Annotated in this window: 15 protein-coding genes and 1 tRNA gene; 9 read left to right on the forward strand and 7 right to left on the reverse strand. The window is 60.5% G+C overall.

Annotation, left to right across the window (positions count from 1 at the left end; translation table 11 throughout):
- The 4 genes from QZV93_RS03910 to QZV93_RS03925 form a co-directional block, all read right to left on the reverse strand.
- Positions 1 to 221: hypothetical protein (locus tag QZV93_RS03910; protein ID WP_295556150.1), on the reverse strand; the 221-nt coding region annotated here is incomplete at its 3' end.
- Positions 222 to 223: 2 nt separating this feature from the next.
- Complete coding sequence (locus QZV93_RS03915) at positions 224 to 598, reverse strand: hypothetical protein (RefSeq protein ID WP_295556152.1); 375 nt, start codon at positions 596 to 598, stop codon at positions 224 to 226.
- A 25-nt stretch (positions 599 to 623) separates the two neighbouring features.
- Positions 624 to 2276: a hypothetical protein gene (locus QZV93_RS03920; protein ID WP_295556154.1), complete on the reverse strand. Its 1653-nt coding sequence runs from the start codon at positions 2274 to 2276 to the stop codon at positions 624 to 626.
- Positions 2277 to 2333: 57 nt separating this feature from the next.
- A complete protein-coding gene (locus QZV93_RS03925) occupies positions 2334 to 4235 on the reverse strand; it encodes a multiheme c-type cytochrome (protein WP_295556155.1) in 1902 nt (633 codons plus the stop codon).
- A gap of 608 nt (positions 4236 to 4843) precedes the next feature.
- Between QZV93_RS03925 and QZV93_RS03930 the strand changes: the two genes are divergently transcribed.
- The 5 genes from QZV93_RS03930 (at position 4844) to QZV93_RS03950 (ending at position 13876) form a co-directional block, all read left to right on the forward strand.
- The gene (locus QZV93_RS03930; RefSeq protein ID WP_295556157.1) at positions 4844 to 5926 is read left to right on the forward strand and encodes a 2Fe-2S iron-sulfur cluster binding domain-containing protein; all 1083 of its coding nucleotides are present in this window, start codon (positions 4844 to 4846) and stop codon (positions 5924 to 5926) included.
- A gap of 133 nt (positions 5927 to 6059) precedes the next feature.
- Positions 6060 to 6977: a cytochrome c family protein gene (locus QZV93_RS03935; RefSeq protein ID WP_295556179.1), complete on the forward strand. Its 918-nt coding sequence runs from the start codon at positions 6060 to 6062 to the stop codon at positions 6975 to 6977.
- A 127-nt stretch (positions 6978 to 7104) separates the two neighbouring features.
- The gene (locus tag QZV93_RS03940; protein ID WP_295556159.1) at positions 7105 to 7935 is read left to right on the forward strand and encodes a hypothetical protein; all 831 of its coding nucleotides are present in this window, start codon (positions 7105 to 7107) and stop codon (positions 7933 to 7935) included.
- Positions 7935 to 10286 carry a hypothetical protein gene (locus tag QZV93_RS03945; RefSeq protein WP_295556160.1) on the forward strand — a complete coding sequence of 784 codons (2352 nt, stop codon included), beginning with the start codon at positions 7935 to 7937 and terminating at the stop codon, positions 10284 to 10286. Before QZV93_RS03940 ends, QZV93_RS03945 begins: the two co-directional genes overlap by 1 nt.
- Positions 10287 to 10591: 305 nt before the next feature.
- Positions 10592 to 13876 (forward strand): CHAT domain-containing tetratricopeptide repeat protein, encoded by a 3285-nt coding sequence (locus tag QZV93_RS03950; RefSeq protein ID WP_295556162.1) that lies wholly within the window; start codon positions 10592 to 10594, stop codon positions 13874 to 13876.
- A gap of 85 nt (positions 13877 to 13961) precedes the next feature.
- Here QZV93_RS03950 and QZV93_RS03955 read toward each other — a convergent pair whose 3' ends face one another.
- Complete coding sequence (locus QZV93_RS03955) at positions 13962 to 14333, reverse strand: hypothetical protein (RefSeq protein ID WP_295556164.1); 372 nt, start codon at positions 14331 to 14333, stop codon at positions 13962 to 13964.
- A gap of 128 nt (positions 14334 to 14461) precedes the next feature.
- Here QZV93_RS03955 and QZV93_RS03960 point away from each other — a divergent pair, with 128 nt between their 5' ends.
- From QZV93_RS03960 to QZV93_RS03970, 3 genes are read left to right on the forward strand one after another with little or no spacing between them, the layout of a single operon-like run.
- Complete coding sequence (locus tag QZV93_RS03960) at positions 14462 to 14857, forward strand: FixH family protein (protein ID WP_295556165.1); 396 nt, start codon at positions 14462 to 14464, stop codon at positions 14855 to 14857.
- Between the two features lie 11 nt (positions 14858 to 14868).
- Positions 14869 to 16290 (forward strand): efflux RND transporter periplasmic adaptor subunit, encoded by a 1422-nt coding sequence (locus QZV93_RS03965; protein WP_295556166.1) that lies wholly within the window; start codon positions 14869 to 14871, stop codon positions 16288 to 16290.
- Positions 16287 to 19394 (forward strand): CusA/CzcA family heavy metal efflux RND transporter, encoded by a 3108-nt coding sequence (locus QZV93_RS03970; RefSeq protein ID WP_295556167.1) that lies wholly within the window; start codon positions 16287 to 16289, stop codon positions 19392 to 19394. The genes QZV93_RS03965 and QZV93_RS03970 overlap by 4 nt, the downstream gene beginning before the upstream one ends.
- A 408-nt stretch (positions 19395 to 19802) precedes the next feature.
- On the opposite strand, the gene QZV93_RS03975 is transcribed toward QZV93_RS03970, so the two are convergent.
- Together QZV93_RS03975 and QZV93_RS03980 are read right to left on the reverse strand one after the other, a co-directional pair.
- Positions 19803 to 19892 (reverse strand) — tRNA-Ser (locus QZV93_RS03975).
- Positions 19893 to 20104: 212 nt separating this feature from the next.
- Positions 20105 to 20575, reverse strand: coding sequence for a hypothetical protein (locus QZV93_RS03980; RefSeq protein ID WP_295556168.1), 471 nt, complete (start codon positions 20573 to 20575; stop codon positions 20105 to 20107).
- A gap of 180 nt (positions 20576 to 20755) precedes the next feature.
- On the opposite strand from QZV93_RS03980, the gene QZV93_RS03985 reads away from it, so the two are divergent.
- A complete protein-coding gene (locus QZV93_RS03985) occupies positions 20756 to 21091 on the forward strand; it encodes a Kazal-type serine protease inhibitor family protein (protein WP_295556170.1) in 336 nt (111 codons plus the stop codon).
- The last annotated feature ends 51 nt before the right edge of the window (positions 21092 to 21142 follow it).

Below are 21142 nucleotides of genomic sequence, written 5' to 3' on the forward strand. Positions count from 1 at the left end.
GCGCCGATGCCCACGACGAGCAGAAACGCCACGCCCGTCGTGACCAGCGTCCCGGCAGCACCTCGAAGGGCCCGATCGAGCTTCAGGCTCGGAGCGCGCAGCCACGCCTCGAGATCGAACGGCACAAATTGGGTGCCGCGCGATGCAAGCGGAACGATGAGAAACACCGATAGCGCGATTGAGGATGCGATGAGCATCCAGCCAAAGAACGTTGAGGACATCTTCAGGGCCCTTTCTTGCGACGGAAAGATGCCGCGCCTGGATCAGTGGCGGCGCATCTCCGAGACTTGCCAGAGCAGCGGCCGCGGTCGTTCGGATTGTAGTAGACGTAACCGCCGATATGCGTCGGGTAGTGTCCGCGGCTATAGTAGTAGGGATAGTCGTAGTAGGTGTAGCTTGGCCCTATCGGCAGGTAGATCCGTTGCCGGCTCGGGCGGCGCAGAGCGCGACGGTCGTTCTCGAGCACATAGCTTCTGGCGTTTGATTTGCGCGCTTTCTCCCCCGCCGATGCGATGTCCGCCGTTGGCGCCGTGGCGAAGAGACCGATCGCCAGCGACACGGTCGTGACCAAAGAGGAGATTGAGCACCGACGGTTCATGAGACCACCTCGCATGGCAACTCGGTCAGAACTTCCTGCGCATCTCGGCTCGAATGCCGAAGTTGTCTTCATCCTCCCCCTCCAGGATCTGATAGGTCGCATCGGCACGGAACAGCCACGCCCGGTCGATGGGAACCTGATAGCGAATGCCGAATCCGTACTGCGCCTCCTGGGCGCCAATTCCGTCATTGTCGAAAGGCTGCACGGTGGCGACTTCGAAGACGAGCTGCTGATCAAGATTGAAGAGGTATTGCAGCCCGATTGCGCCGCCCACCGCGTCGGAGCCGGTGTCGTCGAGCTTTGGATAGCCGGTCAGCGCATCGGTTTCGAAATTGATGCCGACGTTCTTCAGGATGCCTGCGCCATTGCCATCGACGAGAGGTTGAGGGTTGCCGACGCCAACGAAGAAGTTGGCATAAGGAAGCAGCGTGCTCGGCAGACCCGTGACCAGACTGTTTTCGGAGATCAGCGCAAATCCGTCGCTCTCTGCATTGGGGGCATCTCCGAAGTTCGCGAACAGGCGGGTCGAGTTCGATACCGTGTTGTAATAGCGCCGGGTATATGCGGCAGTCAGGAAGTGCGTCAGCAGACCGTCCTGCTCGTCGCGACCTTCGATCAGGCCATAGCCCGCTTCAATGTAGCCGTTAAAGGCATCGATGAAGGCAGTGACTCCGTAGACATTGGCGTTGTCGTCCTGCCCGGCTCCGATCAGGCCGGCGTTGTCGATATCGTCGAACGCGGCAAAGAAGGTAATGTCGAAGTTTGCAAGGCCCAGTTCGGCGGAGTTCTTGGCCGGGATGCTGAACGCCCCGCCGAGGATCGCATCGTTCGCCCAGATGCCGTTCTGCAGGAACAGCGGGAAAAGACCGACGGTAAACGGCAAATCGACACTCGATTCCTGACCCGAGAAACCCGAGTAGATCGAGCCCAAATCACCCTCGAAGAACAGCGTCTGCGGGTCGAGGTTGATCTCGTCGCTGAACCGATCGTCGGCGTCACCGCCACCGAACTCGAAGCGCGTGAACTTGGTCGCGCCGTCCTGGAGCGGCGTGAAAAAGGCATGCAGACGCTCGGTGCCTGTGATCTTGAGGTCGACATCGAGATTCAGCCGCGTCGCAATCTGCGCGATATCCTTTCCGTTGTTGTTGTTGTAGGCGACGGCCGTGCGCCAGTCGCCGTAGATGGACAAACCCGGGAGAAGCGGATTTTTGTCACCCAGGAGAGTGCTGCTCTCGTCGTAGATGCCGGACGTGTACTGCTGTCGGCCGATCTCGAGCAGCGGGCGGGGCGGCTCGACAGGGCTTTTCGCTCCGTAGATGTCGACCTGCCCCTCGGCGTTGTAGTCGCCGTCGTATTGCGGATCAGGCAGGAACAGGTCTTTCGTGCTGTCATTTTTCGCGTGCTTTTCTGATACCGGTGCAGCCGTCTTCTCGGCGGCCTCATCTTTCTCGGTTCGACCGACGTACCGGGGATCAGCGTAAGTCTTGGCCTTGCCGTCCGCGGGATCGAGCGAGCCGGCCGAGCGGGAGACTTCCGTCAGCCATCCGCCTTCAGTGCGACCGCTATCGTCTTCGGCCGCCGCAGGATCGGCCGTTGCAGCGGACATCTCGAAGCAGCCGCCGGCAACCAGCACCATGGTCGCGAACATCGTCATCAGGCGGTACGCGTTACACGTCATCGGTAGGCTCCTCGCCGTAGTCTGACCAGCGGGTGTCAAAGCGTCGGCTTTTCGCCTCTAGTCCGTCACGTCGACGTCCGTCGAGAAGGTGTGAAAGTTCATGATCCGCTCGTTCATGCTCTGCTCCATGGCCTTGGTGGAACCTACGAAGCGCATGAAGTAGATCGGCTCGGCACGGCTCCGCATCCGGAAGGCGAGGCGATACTTGCCTGGCTTCGTGATGAGGTTTCCGGGCACGATGTACTTGGCGAGCTTTTGTCCCAGCGGCGCCAGAGAGCGGTTCTCCATGCGCACCAGCGGCGGATGATTGAGAACCGTGGTCGGGACGCCAGGCGGCCGCAGATGCGGCAGCGGGTCGATGTCGAAGTTCACCGGCAGGTACATCTCCCGCTCCGTGCCCTTGACGTTGGTCGTCAGGAACTTTGTCTGGAAATGCACGAGCTGCTGGTCTGTCTTGATGCGGCCGGCCGCAACATCCAGGCTGTGCAGATCGGCGATATCGCCGTTGCTGTCGACGTAGCCCGACTCCCACACATTCGCGCCGTCAGGATCGACGAGAGCGACGTTCACCCACAGCTGCGGTTGCGCGCCAAGTGAACCGGACGGCAGGTTGTGCCCCGTATTGGTGTTCTTGATCGTATAGGAGAACGCCAGATCGGAGCCGACCTTCGGGTTGCCGTCGATGAACGGACCATCGATATGGCTGCCGTTCTCCATCACCTCTTTTCTGATCTTGTCGCGCTCGTCGAGCTTCGCGAGGTTCTCTTCGAGGATCTGCCGGGCATCTTCGCGATCGACGGAGTTGGCCCATGGCTTGGGGAAGTCGGCTTTGATCTTGCCTTCCGCCACCTTGTCCTCGAACTCGGCCGTGCCCCAACCGGCGCGCCAGTCGAACTTGAGCCAGTCCTTGATGCTGTAAGCCTGGGCTTTGGTGTTGTGCGGGAAGACGCCGGGATGGGCGATCGAATAGCCAGGCCCGATGAAACGGTGATTGGCGTGCTTTCGCCCAGGGTTGACCTCCTTGCCGGCAACGATGGCCGAAGGCGCGGTCGCATATCCGTCCGGCTTTCCGGCAACCTTGCCCATATGGCAGTCCTGGCAGGTAACGCCTGCCTTGCGCGCCGGACTGTCGCGATACTGATCCCAGACGATCTCGAGCTTGATCCCCAGGTTGACGGCAACCTGGTGACAGCTAACGCAGAACTCGGATTTGGTGATCTGGTCGTTGGTAATCATGCCTTCGTGGATGTCATTGCCGCGCCCGTCCGTGCTGGTCTTGACGGAGAACGTCTCCTTGTTGGCTATGACATCCTTGATCACGCTCTTTTCGCCGCTGCCGTAGACCGGTTCATAGATCTTGCCCGGTTCGACACGGCGCTCACCGTTGACCTTGCCGTACTGTTCCTTGACGCGATGGCAAGTGATGCAACTCACGCCTTCGCGCGAGATCTGGCTACGCGCCCAAAGCGGCGTGTCGCGTGCCTCGCCGAGCTGAGTTCCGACCTGCTGATGACAGCGCACGCAGAACGTACCGACGGTTCCTTGCGTCAGTTCCTGGAACTTCTGCTCGAACTTGTGAAACATCGGCGAGATCGACGCATAGGCATGCTGCGACGACGACCACTCTTCATAGATTTGTTTGTGGCACTCGCCGCATTGCGCCGCGGTGGGATAGAGCGAGAGCGTCTCATCATCGACAGCAGGGTGAGAGGGAGTTGCCTCGCCTTTCAATGCCTTGTCGTCCAAATTCGCTTTTACGGCATCGCCGTTTTCGGCGCTTTTAGCTGCTTCCTTGCCCGCATCTAAAACTCCCACTTTGGAGGGTTGTACGGTCGTGCTCCAACCGCCTCCGCTGGAGCCCGCGACGGCATCGGGGCTCGGAACTGCGACGTGCATCGCCATGGCGAGCACGCAAAGAAGCGTCGAAACGCCGGGCAATCGGCCGGTTGCGATACGCATCGCTCTCTCCCCCTAGGCGTTCAGCCGTGCATCCCCAATCGTCCTGAATGCTTTCAGGATGACACCCCGCTTCATCGCTCATTCGAAAATCGGCGCCCAGCACCGCCGCAAGAAAAAATAAATGGCGAAACTTGGCGCTGATAAGGCCAAGCCTTAAGAAAGTTTAGCGGCGAGAAACAACGGGCTTGAGAAGAAAGCCGACGGGCGAATTACGCATATACGGAAAAGCAAATGAAAGCAGCGCATTGCCCATCATCGCGCGCGCATCACGACGGATCGGACCGGCGCTAATCTCCGCACGGTCGCATGCCCGAGAAAACGCTCGTTTTATTTTCATCCCGCCGGAATAAAACTCTCCGCGCATGTTTGGCGCGCACCCTGATCAGTTCTTCGGCACAGCGCCTCGCTTTGAAGAAGAGATCCCGAATTCGCCTCCTTCTTTAATCATCGAATGGCCATTGTCCGACCATCATGCGAGGTTTTTCTACTTCGCAAGAATAAGCGACGCGCTTTTGGAACGCTGAACGAACGACTTTATGCATCGCGGACGGCACGCCCGAAGCCTGCCAGGCGCAAACGACAGAGTGAAACTCGGAGTTCCCCGGTCGATGTCCAGGTCACACCAAATTACCATCAACGGCCAGCGCTTCTCCGCTCGCGGCGGCGAGTTGCTTTTGGACGCAGCCCTGAACAACGGCATCGATTTGCCCTATGACTGCCGCGCCGGCCATTGCGGCACCTGCTGTGTACGATTGGTATCCGGCGAGGTGCACGGCGGAGAAGGATCCGAGCCGGGGATCGTGCACGCGTGCCAGTGCCGCATCGTCGGCGACATAGAAATAGAAAGAGACCGCCAGTCGAACGTTCGCGGAGTGGAAGGGGTTCTCCGCTCTCTGCGCGCGCTCTCGCGTGACGTCATCGAAGTCGGCATCAAGACGGACCGCGCTCTTCCCTGTCTTGCGGGACAATACGCGCGGGTGCACTTCAAAGGGTATCCGAGCCGCCCCTTCAGCATTACTCATCCCATGGCCAGCAACGGCGGCAGCGCGGACAGCCGCTTGGTCTGGTTCCACATCCGTCGCATGAAGGACGGGTGCGTCACGTCATCGTTGGGCTCACGCATCAAGCCGGGTCACCGCGTGACGCTGACCGGACCGTACGGGGCGGCACACTTCCGGCCCAACCTCGACGGCCGGCTCATACTCGTCGCAACCAACACGGGTTTTGCACCCATCTGGTCGATTGCCGTCGCCGCTTTGCGCGAAAATCCCCACCGGCGAATGATCGTCATCGCCGGCGGCCGCACACTCGAGGCGCTCTATATGGGTCCTGCCCTCGTGCAGCTGTCCCGCTTTCCCAACGTCATTGTCATACCTGTGTGCAGCACGCCGCAAACAACGTTTCCGGCCGTGCAGCCGGGCAGGCCGACCAGCTATCTACCGCCCTTTCAACCCGGCGATGTCCTCTACGCGTGCGGCGCGCCGGGCATGGTCGAGTCCGTCAAATCGATCGCCGCGCAAAGCGGCGTGCCCTGCCACGCCGATCCGTTCCTGTCGACCAACGATAATGCTGTCGGGAGAGGCATTCTGACCCGCGCGATAGCGTGGCTTGCGGCTCCCACGAGCAGACGGGTGCGCAGGTCCCCCCTCGCGAGCCATCGCAATCGGGGAGCGGCCGATGCGAGCTTGTAGCCGGACCGCAGCAGGAGTGGAACGCTGTTGGACGGGCATAGCATCTCGACCTGCTGCACTTTGCCTCTGCAGCTTTCTGACGAGCCTCGGCATTGCGGCCGCACACGCTGCCACATCGACGGACCGGGCCAAGATCGTCGGTCCGAACGCCTGTGCCGAATGCCACAAGCAGGAGACGGTGGCTTGGAAAGGCTCGCACCACTTCAAGACATTCCGTGAAATGCCGCGCAGTGCCGAGGCGAACAAAATCGGCGACAGGATGGGAATCAAGCGCATCAAGTCGGATACCCTGTGCCTGAATTGCCATTTCACCGTGCAGATAAAAAACGCCGGAGAGGTGCCGGTTGCCGGCATCTCCTGCGAGTCCTGCCACAGCGCCGGGCAGGATTGGATCAAGGTCCACAGCGGCTTCAGCGGCAAGACGATCCTGTTCGAGAGCAAAGCCGAGGCAAAGGCGCGCTGGCAGCTTGCAGAATCCAAAGGGATGATCAGGGCGCGTTCGTTCTATCTGCTGGCAAAGAACTGCTACGGCTGCCACGTCGTTCCGGAAGAAGAGCTCGTCAACAAGGGCGGCCACAAGGCCGGCAGCGCCTTCGAGCTCGTGTCCTGGTCGCAGGGCGAGGTGCGCCACAACACTTGGTATTCAAAGGGCAGGGAGAATGTGCAGGCAAGCACGGAGCGCATGCGGATGCTCTACCTTGTCGGCCTCGGCGTCGAGCTCGAAACCGCATTGAGAGCGGTCGGCAAATCGACGGTGAGAAAGGTTTATGCGTTCGAGATGGCAAAACGCGCCGACCAGGCACGCAAGCAGCTCGCGATCGCAGCGAAAGCCGCACCCAACGTCCCCGAGATAGCTAAGATCGTCGAGCTCGGTCATTCGGCCGGGCTGAAACTCAACAACGGGCCCGCGCTAACGGCTGCTGCCGATGGCGTCTCCAAACTGCTGGTCGGCATCACGGAGAAATACGACGGCAGCACGATGGCGGGGCTCGATAACCTCATTCCTGCTCCCGGCAAGTTCAAGGGCACGACGATAAAACCCGGCAGTTGATCCGGGCTCGACGACGGCACTTCGGTTTGTTCAGGGCGGGGTCAGTGTGAGTGGTCCATTTTGAGGCGCTGCCGTGACACCTAACGTCAGTGGTGGGCATCGGGCGAGATATCCCACCAGACAGATATTGCAGTGCCTTCTGATCGCTGCCCTGTCCGGCGGCCTGTTCTGGTTCGTCTGGATCTATGGTCACGGACTCCGCGATCCCCGCTACCTCGACGGCTGGGTGCTTGCAGGCGGAATGTGCGCGCAGCTCTATTTCCACATCGCCACCAGGAGAGCGTCGCTATCGCCGAAATCCGCCGTACGCTTGCGCAAGATCCATATCTTCGTCGGCTATCTTCTGATCGCCGCCTTCATCTCGCATTCGGACTTCTCCTTGCCCGACTCCTATTTCGAATGGGCGCTGTGGGCGGGCTTCGTACTGGTGACGGTCAGTGGCATTTTCGGCGCCTATCTTTCCTGGTCGCTGAAGACCAAGCGGCGGATTGATGACGGCGTCAGCTACGATCGCATCCCCAATCTTCGAGCGGAGCTGGCACGCGACGTCCACGCCGCCATCGTCGAGGCCCATCAGGCCTCCGCCCAGATCGCCTTGCCCGGACTGCCGAGGATGCCCGAAGACGCTTGGATCGCTGATCTCTACACGGCACAACTCCGGGATTATTTTAACGGCCCTCGCAATTTCGCTGCGCATCTCATCGGCTCGCAGCGCCCCCTCAAGCAGCTCATCGATGAAATCGACAACCTGTCACGGTATCTCGACCAGCACGGCCAGGAGAGACTGGCCGGCATCAAGACACTCGTGATCGAGAAGGATCGCCTCGATTTCGCGCGAGTCTATCTTGGGCTCAACAGGGCATGGCTGTTCGTGCATGTTCCCGTCACCTACGCGCTCGTCGCGCTCACGGTTCTGCACATCCTCGTTTCCTATGCCTTCACGTCGGGAGCCTGGTGATGTGGCCCGCTGCGCTGAAAACCGAGCGTATTGGTATGTCGCTGGCCCTCGTGGCCCTCGTCTGTCTGGGCGCGGGCTTGGTTTTATCCAAGGGTCAGCAGTTCCTGATGCCGGGACCACTGACGAGCGCGCACGGGGCGATTGAGAAGTGTAGCGCTTGCCATACCAAGAGTGGCTCGAACAAGGTGAGCTGGATCCACGGCCTAGTCCCCGGCGATCGGCTCGCCGACAGCAAGGCCTGCCTCACGTGCCACAAAATGTCGGACACGGCCTTCAACGCGCACGGCGCTTCGTCCGCGGTTCTGAAAAGCAGCGCCGAGCGCCTGACGAAAATCGCAGCGGCAACGCCTCAGCCGCAATCTGCACGCGCGCAGAACGCCGTCGTTCCGACCCACGACATGGTCGCAGGCGGTCTCGCGTGCGCGAGCTGCCACCAGGAGCACAAGGGCGCAGATTTCAAGCTCAGCGTCATCTCGAATGAGCAATGCCGCTCTTGCCATGCGGTAAAGTTCGACAGCTTCGACGGTCACCACCCGAAATTCGAGGCCTATCCTTTCAAAAGGCGCACGCGCATCATCTACGATCACGCCGGTCATTTCGGGAAGCACTATCCGGAGCTGGCAAAAAAGGATCCCGCCAAACGCGCACCGGAAACCTGCTCGACCTGTCACAACAGCCGGGACGACAAGCGTGTCATGGCCGTGGCGCCGTTTGACCAGACGTGTGCCACCTGCCACCTCGATCAGATCATTGGCAAGGAGCGAGCAACGGGACCGAAAGGAATTGCTTTCCTGTCGCTGCCGGGGCTCGATCTCGAAACACTACGAAAGAAGAACGTAGCAATCGGCGAGTGGCCGGACGGATCCGAAGCCGAACTCACACCCTTCATGAAAGTCATGATCGGGCGCAGCGACCAGGGCCGCGCCCTGATCAAGGCCGTCGACGGGCTGAATCTTCAAGATTTGTCCAAAGCGAGCGACGCGCAGCTTAAGGCGGTAGGGGGGCTCGTACGGCAAATCAAGGAGCTGATTCATGCCCTGATCAAGGGCAAGGCGTCCGACGTCCTGGGCGATCTCAATATCGTCAGCGGCGCCAAATTGAGCCCGGGCCTCGTTGCCGATCTCACGGCAAGTATCCCGCGCGACGTGGTCGCCAGCGCACAGCAACAATGGCTACCCAATCTCGCGACCGAAATCGCCACGGGTCCGATTACGGGCAATCCGCTACAGGCCATCCGCGGAACCGACCAAGCCGATCCGGACCAGACCACGGATACGAAATCGCCTGAATCGGACACGTCGGACGAACCGTCTAAAAGTGATGCCACGGAAGGCGCGGCGTCAGACTCGAAGGAAGCGTCCGGCAAAGCGGCCGCCGTAAACAAGCGCGATCCGCCGCCTTGCCTCGTGCACCTGTTTGGTCAGTGCCTGATGGAGAAGGAGCCGCCGCCCACCCAGTCGGAAAAAACAGCACCGCCTGGCAGCGACAAAGCATCGCCATCGGCCGGCATACTGCCTGAGCCGATGCGAGCGGGCCTCGCGGACGCCGGGCCCGCCAGCGGCGAAAAGATGCTGATAGCCCAGGCGAGCCCTCCAGCCAAGACGGGAGACCAATCGGACGACCTGCTCTTTCCCTCCGAGGACGAGCTTCGAGCCATGAAGGATCGCGCCAACACCGGCGAGAAAGCACCCGTGGACGATGGTGCTCCGCGGGCCGGAGCTGCAGCAGCGCCAGACGCGCGCGCGCAGAAATCGCAACCAACGACCCCGCCTGTCATCGCCATCGAGAGCGACGTCGATCCGGAGAGCTGGGCGGAATACGGCGGATGGTACAGGCAGGATTTCACGGTCTTCTACCGTCCCGTCGGTCACAAGGACAAATTCATCTACGCGTGGCTGTTTCTGACCGGTCCGCAAGCGCCTAAAGGAGGAACGAGCCCGGCAGCCGCCGTTTTCAATTCTCTCACGATCAAAGACGCACAGGGCGGATGCACGAAGTGCCACAGCGTCGACGACATCGCGGGCAAGGGGCGGCTCGTCAATTTCTCTCCATCCTCGCACAAGACCAAGGAGGGGCGCTTCACGCATTTCATTCATGAGCCGCATTTCGGTCTCCTGGAGACGCGCGGATGCATGAGCTGTCACGATCTTGAAAAAGGCCGCCCCTACCTGAAGAGCTTCGAGCAGGGCAATCCGCTTGAGTTTGTCTCGAGCTTCGGTGCGGTGAAAAAAGACGTTTGCCAAAGCTGTCACGCCGCCAACAAAGCCCGCCAGGACTGCCTGCTTTGCCACGATTATCACGTGAACGGCGTGGTCACGCCCATCATGAGCACCAAGATCCCAAATCAGTGATGTTGGGGGCTACCAAGACGCCACCCTTCGGTCTGAGCCCAAAAAATGCAGGCGCTCGCATTCATCATTCGAGGAAGGCCGATCATCATGATCGGAAAGAACTCTCGCATCGCAGACCTTGGCCGGACTCGCGGCGCAAACCTACTGCGTTCTGCCAAATATGAGTTGGCTAGCAGGTCTGCGCGTCACCACAAATTTCTGCTCCCTCAGTGGTAGCGACCGCAGCGCAGGCACACCACGGCCGTTGGCACGAACACTTTCGATTCAAAATAAGGTGTGGCAGATTTGAGAACGCGGGGGCGGTGATGACCCAGAACGGCGAAATGCAGTTGTTCACGCTTGGCAGCACGGTCAGATGGAACACGCAGTGGTTAGTCTGCCTGTTGTTCCATCTCTCCGTCGGCGCATTCGACTTGCGGGCCGAGCCCCAAAACAATGACGTGCGAGCGATGCACGTCGAAGCCGTTGCACTGATCGGCGCCGGCAAGTTCTTGGAGGCGGAAACGAAACTAAAAGAATGCTTAGACTCTTACTCAGCCGCGTATGGCGACGAAAGCACCCAAGTCGCGGAAACTCTTTACAGCCTCGCGGAGGCGTACACCGAGCTAGGTCGACTGTCAGACGCAGAACGTGATGCAGAACGCAGCCTTGAGATATGGCGAAAACTTGTGGGAGAAAATCATGGCGGCACGGCCAATGCGCTCTATTACCTCGGCCTGCTCCGTGACAAGCAAGGACGTCGGGGAGAGGCTATCGCTCTTCTTAACACGAGCCTTGCAATTCGCGAGTCCATTCATGGCAAGGACCATCTAGAAGTTGCTCAGTCTCTCACAACGCTATCTGGCTTTCACCGGGCGAACGGCAATCTTCAACAGGCTCGCGATCTCGCAGAACGGAGCTTGAAAATAAAAGAGACGCTGTTGGGCGAGCTCCACCCGGATGTCGGAAATTCTCTCAATGCTTTGGCGATGGCAGTCGAAGAACTTGGCGAATTCGATGTGGCAGAACGACTTTACAAGCGATCGCTAGAACTAGTCGAAAGGCGACACGGACCAAGCCATCCAAACGTCGGACTCTCTCTAAATAACCTAGCGATGATGTACGGCGCTGTCGGTCGAACTCAAGAAGCGGAGGCCCACTTCCTCCGGGCAATTGAAGTTCTTGAGGCCGCGTACGGCAAAGAGCATGCGCACACAGGAACCGTACTTAACAATCTTGCGAGCTTCTACAGTGCCCAAGCTCGGTACACTGAAGCGGTGCCGCTTTTTATGCGGAGCGCGACAATCACCGAGAAATCACTCGGACGAGAACACCCCAGCTATGCCGTAGCAATGCAAAATGTCGCTCTCGTCTTCCAGAAGCTCAATCGCCCGGTGGAGGCGGAGCAGCTACAGAGGCAAGCGCTCGCGATCTTTGATCGCACCTTGGACGCTCAACATCCGGACATTGCAACTGCACTGGACAATTTGAGCGGCTCTTTGACGGCGCAGGGACGTCACGAAGAAGCGCTTGCGATTGCCAAGAACAGCCTCGACATAAGAGTAAAAGCGCTTGGGTCTGTCCACCAGAGCGTCGGCATAGGCTACAACAATATCGGCGACATCTACGCAAGCATGGGCCACTTCGAAGACGCCGAGGACTATTATCGTCGTGGTCTCGATACGATGACACAACTCTTCGGAGCCGAGCACCAATCCGTCGCTACGGCGCTTTCGAACCTAGCGGGAGTACGCTTCTCACGCGGCGATTGGCGAGTATCATCGGAGTACTCGAGGCGGTCGATTGCTGTAACAGAATTGAATGCGGCACGAGTAACACAAGATGCCGCGCCCGGAACGGTGCTGTCTGACTTTGAATACTTGGTCTTGATAAAGGCAGTTCACCAACTTGAAAGTGTCAGCGATGCAAGCCTAGCTAACGAGATGTTTGTCGCGGCACAAGGTGCGCAGCGCAATCTGGCCGCACAGTCACTGGCCAAGATGGCGGCCCGGAACAATTCTTCGACATTGCGAGCACTTGCAAGAGAGCGCCAAGACCTTCACAGCGAACGGCGCCGCACTTCCAATCTACTTGTGTCCAGAACCGCGGAGGCGCCTGATAAACGAAACGAAGAGCAAGAGCGATCTCTCAAATCTCAGTTAAGTGCTCTGGACCGCCAACTCGCGTCAACGGATGAAAGGCTCCGAACGGAGTTTCCAGATTACTTTGATCTCGCTAGTCCAAAACCGATAACGGTTGAGGAAGTGCAGAAATATTTGAAGGAGAACGAGGCGCTCGTGCTCCTTTTGGACACGTACGAGCTAAAGCCGCTTCCGAATGAGGTCTTCGTTTGGATCATTACGAAATCCCATACCAAGTGGTACGGCGTCCCGTTCGACAGCAAGGGCTTGTTCGGACACATACCCCAGCTACGTTGTGGCCTCGATGTCGCCGCATGGAGATTCGAGCATTTCCAGTGTGCCAAGCACCTCGCCACCACACCCTCCGATGCTGAACTCAGGACCGGGAAACTGCCGCCATTTGATGCGGTCAAGGCTCATGAGGTTTACAAGACCGTTCTCGGAAAGGCAGAGGATCTCATAGCCGGGAAAGACTTACTGGTCATACCATCTGATTCTTTGACCTATCTGCCGTTACAAGTGCTCGTCACGCGACCTCCAGAGTCAGGCAAACCAATTGCTTGGATCATCCGCGAGCACGCTCTAACAATTCTGCCATCGGCAGCTTCTCTGAGATCATTGCGAGCCCGAGAAAGAGTGCAGGATAAGGCACACAAACCTTATTTGGCCTTTGCCAACCCCGTATTGGACGGCCGCTCTACCGATCCCAATCGCGAGTTGCTCGCTGACGCCGCAAAACGGCGCCAGCATTGCGCTCAGACCAGAGACGAAGACCTGCTGGCGACATTCTCAGCAGAGCAAACTGATCTGTCCGATGCGAGCACGGTCCTAGGCGGAACCGTCGAGCCAAATGGCCTGAGACAAATGACTCCGGTCCCACAAACGGCGACTCTCGCCTGCCGCCTCGCGACAACCGTAGGAGCGTCGGACGAAGACGTGTTCCTTGCAGATCGTGCCACCGAGACCGCACTTAAACGGTTGAACGATAGCGGCCAGCTGGCGAGCTATTCAGTACTCAATTTTGTAACACATGGCCTGATCGCTGGTGCGCTAGGGCCAACCGCCGAGCCCGGCTTGGTCCTTACACCGCCGCAGTCAGGAACGGAGTTGGACGACGGATATTTATCAGCTTCAGAGGTGGCTTCGCTGAACCTTGATGCAGATTGGGTCATCCTGTCTGCCTGCAATACGGCGGCACCAGACTTCGGTCGGAACGACGCGCTGTCTGGGCTGGCGAAAGCTTTCTTTTACGCTGGAGCTCGCGCGCTTCTGGTCTCCCACTGGTCGGTACGCGAGAAGGCAGCCGTTGAAATTCTCTCCGGCTCCCTCGCGCACAAGAATGTTGGGCGCGCCGAGGCATTGCGACGCTCCATGCTCGCACTAGCCGACAGCCCCGATCCCAGCACGGCACACCCCGCATATTGGGCACCATTCGTCGTAATTGGTGAAGGAGCAGGATCGGTGCAATAAGCGCGGCAATGCCCCAATCCTGTTTGAGCGAACAACGTTAATGCTTCCGGGAGGGTGCTGCATTGACCCGGGCTGCCATTCCACATTACCTTGCATCATGGTACGGCGAATGACTCAAAATCCGCGGCGTGTCTTGGCAATGCTCGTAGCGCTCTGCGTTGCGGCGATGCCGGCCGTGTCCTTTGCAGCCGCGCCTGGACAGGTTCCGCCCGCAGTCGCGCATGTCTCGAGCCACGCCGATATGCCGGACTGCCATGGCATGAACGGGCATCATGCCGCGCCCGTCGAGCACGAGAAAGAAAACTGTCCCAAGTGCAAGAGTGGCCTCTGCACGCCGGATGCTTGCCAGGTGAAATGTTCGAACGTCGTCGGCGTTCTCGTGCGCGATTCCAAGCTCGCACAACCCGCTCCGGTGCGTTTGCTGTTTGCCGCGTCGGCGCGGTTTGACGTCGTCCACCTCCGACCTCCCCTCCCTCCTCCTCGAGCCTGAATACGATCGACAGGCGTCTGACGTGGTCTCGCGCGGACGTCTTCACGCGCCCATCCGGGGCGCTCGCATTCATCATTCGAGGAAGGTTGATCATCATGATCGGAAAGAATTCTCGCGTCGCAGCCCTTGCCGGGCTCGCGGCTTTCAGCACGCATGCCGCTCTTGCCGGCGCCACCGACTACGAATTTCAGCCCGTAAGCGCACACATCAAGAACAACGCTGCAGCGGAGGTCGGCGTCAGGCTCATCGACAAACGCACCGGCAAGGCCGTGCCGGGAGCAGTCATCTTCCGCACGCAGCTCGATATGTCCCCGGACGGCATGGGCGAGATGCTGGCCATCCACGAAGCGTTGCCGCCCGGCGAGCCGGGTGTCTATCGCTACAAGGCTGACATCACGATGGCGGGCAACTGGGCCTTCAGGCTGCAGGCCAAGGTGCCGGGTGAACCCGAGACGGTCGAAGGCAACGTCGTCTTCACGGCCAAAGACTGAGGAGCGTGTCCATGAACAGATCGCTCCTCGCGGGGGCGGCCACGATGGCCGTCCTCGCAAGCGCCGTTGCGGGTTACCTCATCGGCACCGGAACGTGGCCGCGCTCCGCGTCTGTCACAACGGAGTCCGATGCGCCAGCGTCGGCGAGCACACGCGACCGCAAGGTGCTCTACTGGAAACATCCCGACGGCACCGCCGAATACGCCCCGGTCGCAACAAAATCCGCGGACGGCCGAGACTTCCTGCCCGTCTACGAGGACGAGGAGAAGGGATTTGCCGGAACGCCATCATCTCCGCAGCAAGCCCAGTCCGATCGCAAGCTCCTCTACTACCGCAACCCGATGGGACTGCCGGACACCTCTCCCGTTCCCAAGAAAGACTGGATGGGAATGGACTACATCCCGGTCTACGAGGGCGAGGATGACGGCGGCGCAACCGTCAAGGTGAGTCTCGACAAGGTTCAGCGCTCCGGCGTGCGCACCGAGGAAGCCCGCATGGTCGCATTTGCGAGACCGGTTCGTGCCCCCGCCATCGCAAAGCCCGACGAGCGTACGCTGCGCGTGATCACGCTTCGCGCCGACGCCTTCATCGAAAAGCTCTACGTCAATGAGAAGGGCCAGCACGTCAAGGCCGGTGAGCCGCTGTTCCGCGTTTATAGCCCCGACTTCCTGCGCGCATTGGTGGAAGAGAAGTCGAGCGCCATCGCCGGCGTAATCGGCGCCGAGCAGAAGCTGCAGATCCTCGGTGTCCCGCCAGAAGTCATCGCTGAGGCGAAGCGCAGCAAAGAAATTGCCCCATCATTCGACTATCCCTCGCCAGCGTCGGGCATTGTCATGGAAAAAATGATCGTCGAGGGCATGATGATGCGCGTAGGCGAGCCGCTTTATCGTTTCGTCGACCTATCCAGCATCTGGGTCATAGCCAGCGTCGCCGAGCAAGATCTTGGCGAAATCCGTATCGGAGACCCGGCCACAGTGCACTTCAAGGCACTGCCCGGCGAACCCTTCGACGGCAAGGTGACATTCATCCTGCATGAGCTCGACAAGGAGACGCGGACGGCCTCGGTGCGGATCGAGGTCAAGAATCCCGATCACCGCATCAAGCATGAGATGTACGCCGATGTGGCGATCGATGCCGGCGCCGGAGAAGCACCGCGACTTGCGGTGTCGCGGGAGGCCGTCATTGACAGCGGCGACCGCCAGGTCGTGCTTGTTGAACGCGGCGAAGGCCGCTTCGAACCGCGCCTGGTACGGCTTGGACGCCGCGGAGACGCCGTGATCGAGATCACGGACGGCTTGAAGGTCGGAGAGAACGTCGTCACGTCGGCCAATTTCCTCATCGATGCCGAAAGCAACCTCAAGGCGGCACTCGCGGCATTCACCGCCGACGCGCCACAGCCGATGCCCGGCGTCGGCAAGGAGCCGGCACGATGATCTCCCGGCTCATACGCTGGTCTGCGACCAATCTGGTGCTGATCATCATCGCTGCGATGTTCGTCGTCGGGGCTGGCATCTATGCCGTGCGGCACGTGCCGCTCGACGCCATCCCGGATCTCTCCGACACGCAGGTCATTATCTACACCGAATATTCCGGACAGGCGCCTCAAGTCATCGAGGATCAGGTCACGTTCCCGCTTTCAACCGCCATGCTGTCGGTCCCGAAATCGCGCGTCGTGCGCGGGTTCTCCTTCTTCGGTGTCTCATTCGTCTACGTCATCTTCCAGGACGGCACCGACATCTACTGGGCACGATCACGGGTGCTGGAATACCTTTCGGCAGCCGCCCGCAATTTGCCGGCTGGTGTAACCCCGACGCTCGGCCCCGATGCAACCGGCGTCGGCTGGGTCTACCAATATGCCGTCATCGCCGCCAAACGAACGCTCGCCGAGCTACGCTCCACGCAGGACTGGCAGGTGCGCTACGCCGTCGCCAAGGCGGAAGGCGTCGCCGAAGTGGCCAGCGTGGGCGGCTTCGTCCGCCAGTATTCGGTTGTCGTCGATCCGCGCCGCCTGAAGGCGTTCGACATTCCGCTGGCGACTGTGCGGGATGCCATCCGCCAATCCAACATGGACGTGGGCGGACGCGTCGTCGAGTTGGCCGAAACCGAGTTCATGGTGCGGGGTCGCGGATATCTGCGTGGCGTGCAGGATCTGGAAGCCATTGCCCTCAAGGCAGTCAACGGCACGCCCGTCTTGTTGCGCGATGTGGCCAGCATCGAGCTCACCCCCGATGAAAGGCGCGGCGTCACCGAGTTGAACGGCGAAGGAGAGGTGGTTTCCGGTATCGCCGTCCAGCGCTACGGACAAAATGCGCTTTCGGTGATCGAGAACGTCAAGTCCAAGCTGACAGAAATTCGGGACAGCCTGCCCGCCGGAACGGAAATCTTTCCGGTCTACGATCGTTCCGAATTGATCGGCCGCGCCATCGCGACGCTCAAGAGCACGCTGATCGAGGAAAGCCTCATCGTGGCACTCGTCTGCATGGTATTTTTGCTCCACGCGAGAAGCGCCCTTGTCGCGATCATCACATTGCCGCTCGGCATCCTGATCGCCTACATCTGCATGCACGCACTCGGGCTATCCTCGAACATCATGAGTCTCGGCGGAATTGCCATCGCCATCGGCGCCATGGTCGACGCGGCGATTGTCATGATCGAAAATGCTCACAAGCACCTCGAACGCGCCCCACCCGGCAAACCGCGAACGGAAGTGCTGATAGAGGCGGCGAGCGAAGTCGGCCCTGCGCTCTTCTTTTCGCTCCTCATTATCACCGTGTCGTTCCTCCCGATCTTCGCGCTCGAAGCGCAGGAGGGCCGCCTTTTTCATCCGCTGGCCTTTACCAAGACGTTCGCCATGGCGGCCGCCGCCCTGCTATCGGTGACTGTGGTGCCCGCCCTGATGGTGCTGTTCGTACGCGGGCGCATCGTGCCGGAACATAGGAACCCGGTGAACCGCACGCTGATCTGGATCTATCGCCCGATCATCGGCGCGGTTCTGAAAGCCAAGCGGCTGACCATTGTCCTGGCTTTGGCAGTGCTTTCGATGAGCGTATGGCCGGCGACGAAGCTCGGCTCCGAGTTCATGCCCAATCTCAACGAGGGCACGTTGCTTTACATGCCGACGACACTGCCCGGCCTCTCCATCACCAAGGCGGCCGAGCTGCTGCAAACGCAGAACAGGATCATCAGGTCCTTTCCGGAAGTCGCAAGCGTCTGGGGCAAGGCGGGCCGCGCCGCGACCGCCACCGACCCCGCCCCCACGGAGATGTTCGAGACAGTCATCAATCTGAAGCCGGAAGCCGAGTGGCGAGCCGGCATGACGCTCGGCGCCCTGATCGATGAGATGGACAAAGCCCTGCAGTTCCCCGGCGTCTCCAACGCTTGGACGATGCCCATCAAGGCCCGCATCGACATGCTGGCCACCGGCATCCGCACGCCGGTGGGCGTCAAGGTGATCGGCCCGGATCTTCACGTCATTGACGGGCTTGCGCGCGAGATCGAGCGCGCAATCAAGTCCGTGCCGGGAACCGCCAGCGCCTTCGCCGAGCGCATCATCGGCGGTTACTATCTCGAGATCGAGCCGGACCGCCGGCAGCTCGCACGCTACGGCCTCCTCGTCGGTGACGTCCAGCAGGTCATTGCGTCGGCCATGGGTGCCGAAACCGTGACGACCACGGTGGAAGGCCGCGAACGCTATGCTGTTAGCCTCAGATACCCGCGCGACATGCGCTCCGATCCCGACGCTATGGCACGCGAGGTGCTGGTGCCGCTGGCGAGCGGGGCTTCGGTTCCACTGGGTGAGATCGCCACCATCAAGCGAACACGTGGACCAGCCTCGATCCGGACGGAGAACGCCCAGCTTGCCGCGTACATCTTCGTCGACGCCCGCGATCGGGATCTCGGGAGCTATGTTGCCGACGCACGCCGCGCCGTGGCTAACACGGTCAAGTTCCCGACCGGCTACTACGCCGTATGGAGCGGTCAGTTCGAATACTACGAACGCGCGAAGCAGCGTCTTGCCGTCGTTGTTCCCCTGACCCTGCTCGTCATTCTACTTCTGCTTTATCTCAATTTTCGGCGCATGACCGAGACCCTGATCGTGATGCTCTCGCTTCCGTTCGCGCTCGTCGGTGGGCTGTGGCTGATGTGGTGGATGGGCTTCAACCTCTCGGTCGCCGCGGCCGTGGGCTTCATCGCGCTTGCGGGTGTCGCGGCCGAAACGGGCGTCATCATGCTGATCTACCTCGACCACGCGCTCGCCGACCGCCGCAAGCTGGCAGAGCGCGAGCGGCGGCAATTCACCGCCAACGATCTCCATGCCGCCATCATGGAAGGCGCGGTCGAACGCGTGCGCCCGAAGATGATGACCGTTGTGGCCATCATGGCTGGCCTTTTGCCGATCCTATGGAGCCACGGCACCGGGTCGGAGGTCATGCAGCGCATCGCCGTGCCCATGGTCGGCGGAATGGTGTCGTCCGCAATCCTGACGCTTGTCGTCATACCGGCCGTCTACGCGATCGTGAAAGGGAGATCGAAGTAGGATCCGATGAGCCGGAGGTCCGCGCAACACGTCGGTGCGACGCCTATCGGCCCGGTCACCCCCAACGCCCCGCGAGCGCCAATCGCACCTTCAGGGACGAGCGTCACATCTTGGGGTGAGGCCCGCGAAGCGAGCGGCCAATAGAGCGCGATAACGTGTCCAAACACCTCCGATGCCAGCCCGGAAGCTTCACGTCACCGGCTGGGCAAGCAGATTGGGCAGCATCCGATGTCGGACGACTTGCAATCAGTTGATATTGCTTCTGTATTCAAAGGAAATGAGGACTAGTGGGCTTGGAGGGACCAAGTTCGAACTCCGGTCGCAGCCCGAAGGGCTCGGGAGCAAAGCGACCCGCGGCAAGTGCCGCGCCCCCGCGGAGCCCGCTGCGCGGGCGTGAGCGATATAAAATGGCGGAGAGGGAGGGATTCGAACCCCCGGTACGGTTGCCCGTACTCCGCATTTCGAGTGCGGCGCGATCGACCACTCTGCCACCTCTCCAAGCCTTTGATTTTGAATGCGTATAGCAACAAAACCCCTCGCCGGCCAAAGCTCGCGAGGCCCGCTGTGGTCGCCGTGGTGGAGCGGGAGCCCCGCTGGATAGTCGAACCCGGCACTGTTGGCAAGCCATCCATGTGCGCGTCTGCGCGGCCCGGCGATCGAGACCCGTTCACCGGACGGCAGAAGCAACTTCGATCGCGCAATACAGCCGCTTAAGGCCTGAGCTGCGACGGGCGCACGATACGTGTCTTCACGTCCGCCTCGTCGAACATCGGCGCGGCCTGGGATTGAGGCCGGCGGCTCGGAATGGGCGTCTCCGTCCCGAGCCAAGCATCCGAGAAGGCCACGATACCCTTGAACAGCGCCACCTTCTTGGCGATGGACTGAAACGCGTCCTCGCGGTCGACCGCATCCCAATTGAAATGCAATTGCACGATGGTCTCGTAGAGCTCCTTGAACTTGCCCCCGCGCCCCTTGGCTTCCATCGCTTCGGCGAGCACAAGGAACTGCGCGATTTCCGTCACCAGCGCTTCCGACGGCCGCGCACCATCGGGATCCGAGAAATGATCCTCGAGATAGGCGAGCGCGCGCGCCAGAACGCGCGTGCGTGAAGCCATCGTGCGCTCGTCCGCATCGCGGTCGAAGCCCAGCAGCGCTGCCCAGTCCTTAGGTGACGCAATCATGCGCCTGCCCCCCGTTTGCTGACGACGTCCTGAGGCTGGCCACTACGCCGAAATCAAGGCAGCGAAGCGGCCACAAGAACCCGAGGCGTACGCAACTGCGAGAGATGAACTTATTTCACATGTGGCACGTTCGCCTAGTCTGACGATCGTTGGAACGAGCCGGACGCATTTGGAGGTCCCATGAGGCAATCCTTGATTCGCAGCCAGTGGTTGGCCGTGGCTGCACTCGCGGTGTTGGGAACAGGCGTGAGCCACCCGGCCGCAGCGCAAGCGGGCGCAGGACAGACATGCGGCGGACAGCTCAACCCTTCCTGCGACGTCGGCTTTGTCTGCGAGTCCGAGCCCGGGCAGTGCAAAGAGGACCACCCCCAGGGGACGTGTGTCGTGCGAACGGAGATGTGCACCAAAATCTACCAGCCTGTGTGCGGCTGCGACGGCAAGACCTACGGCAACGATTGCGAGCGCATCGCAGCCGCAGCGCGCAAGGATCATGACGGCGAGTGCAATGCGGAGTAGGTCGAAAGCGCGAGCGCCGACACATTACGCATCCCGGAAACGCGCCGACTG

The sequence above is a fragment of the uncultured Hyphomicrobium sp. genome, assembly GCF_902826555.1.
GTDB lineage: Bacteria > Pseudomonadota > Alphaproteobacteria > Rhizobiales > Hyphomicrobiaceae > Hyphomicrobium_C.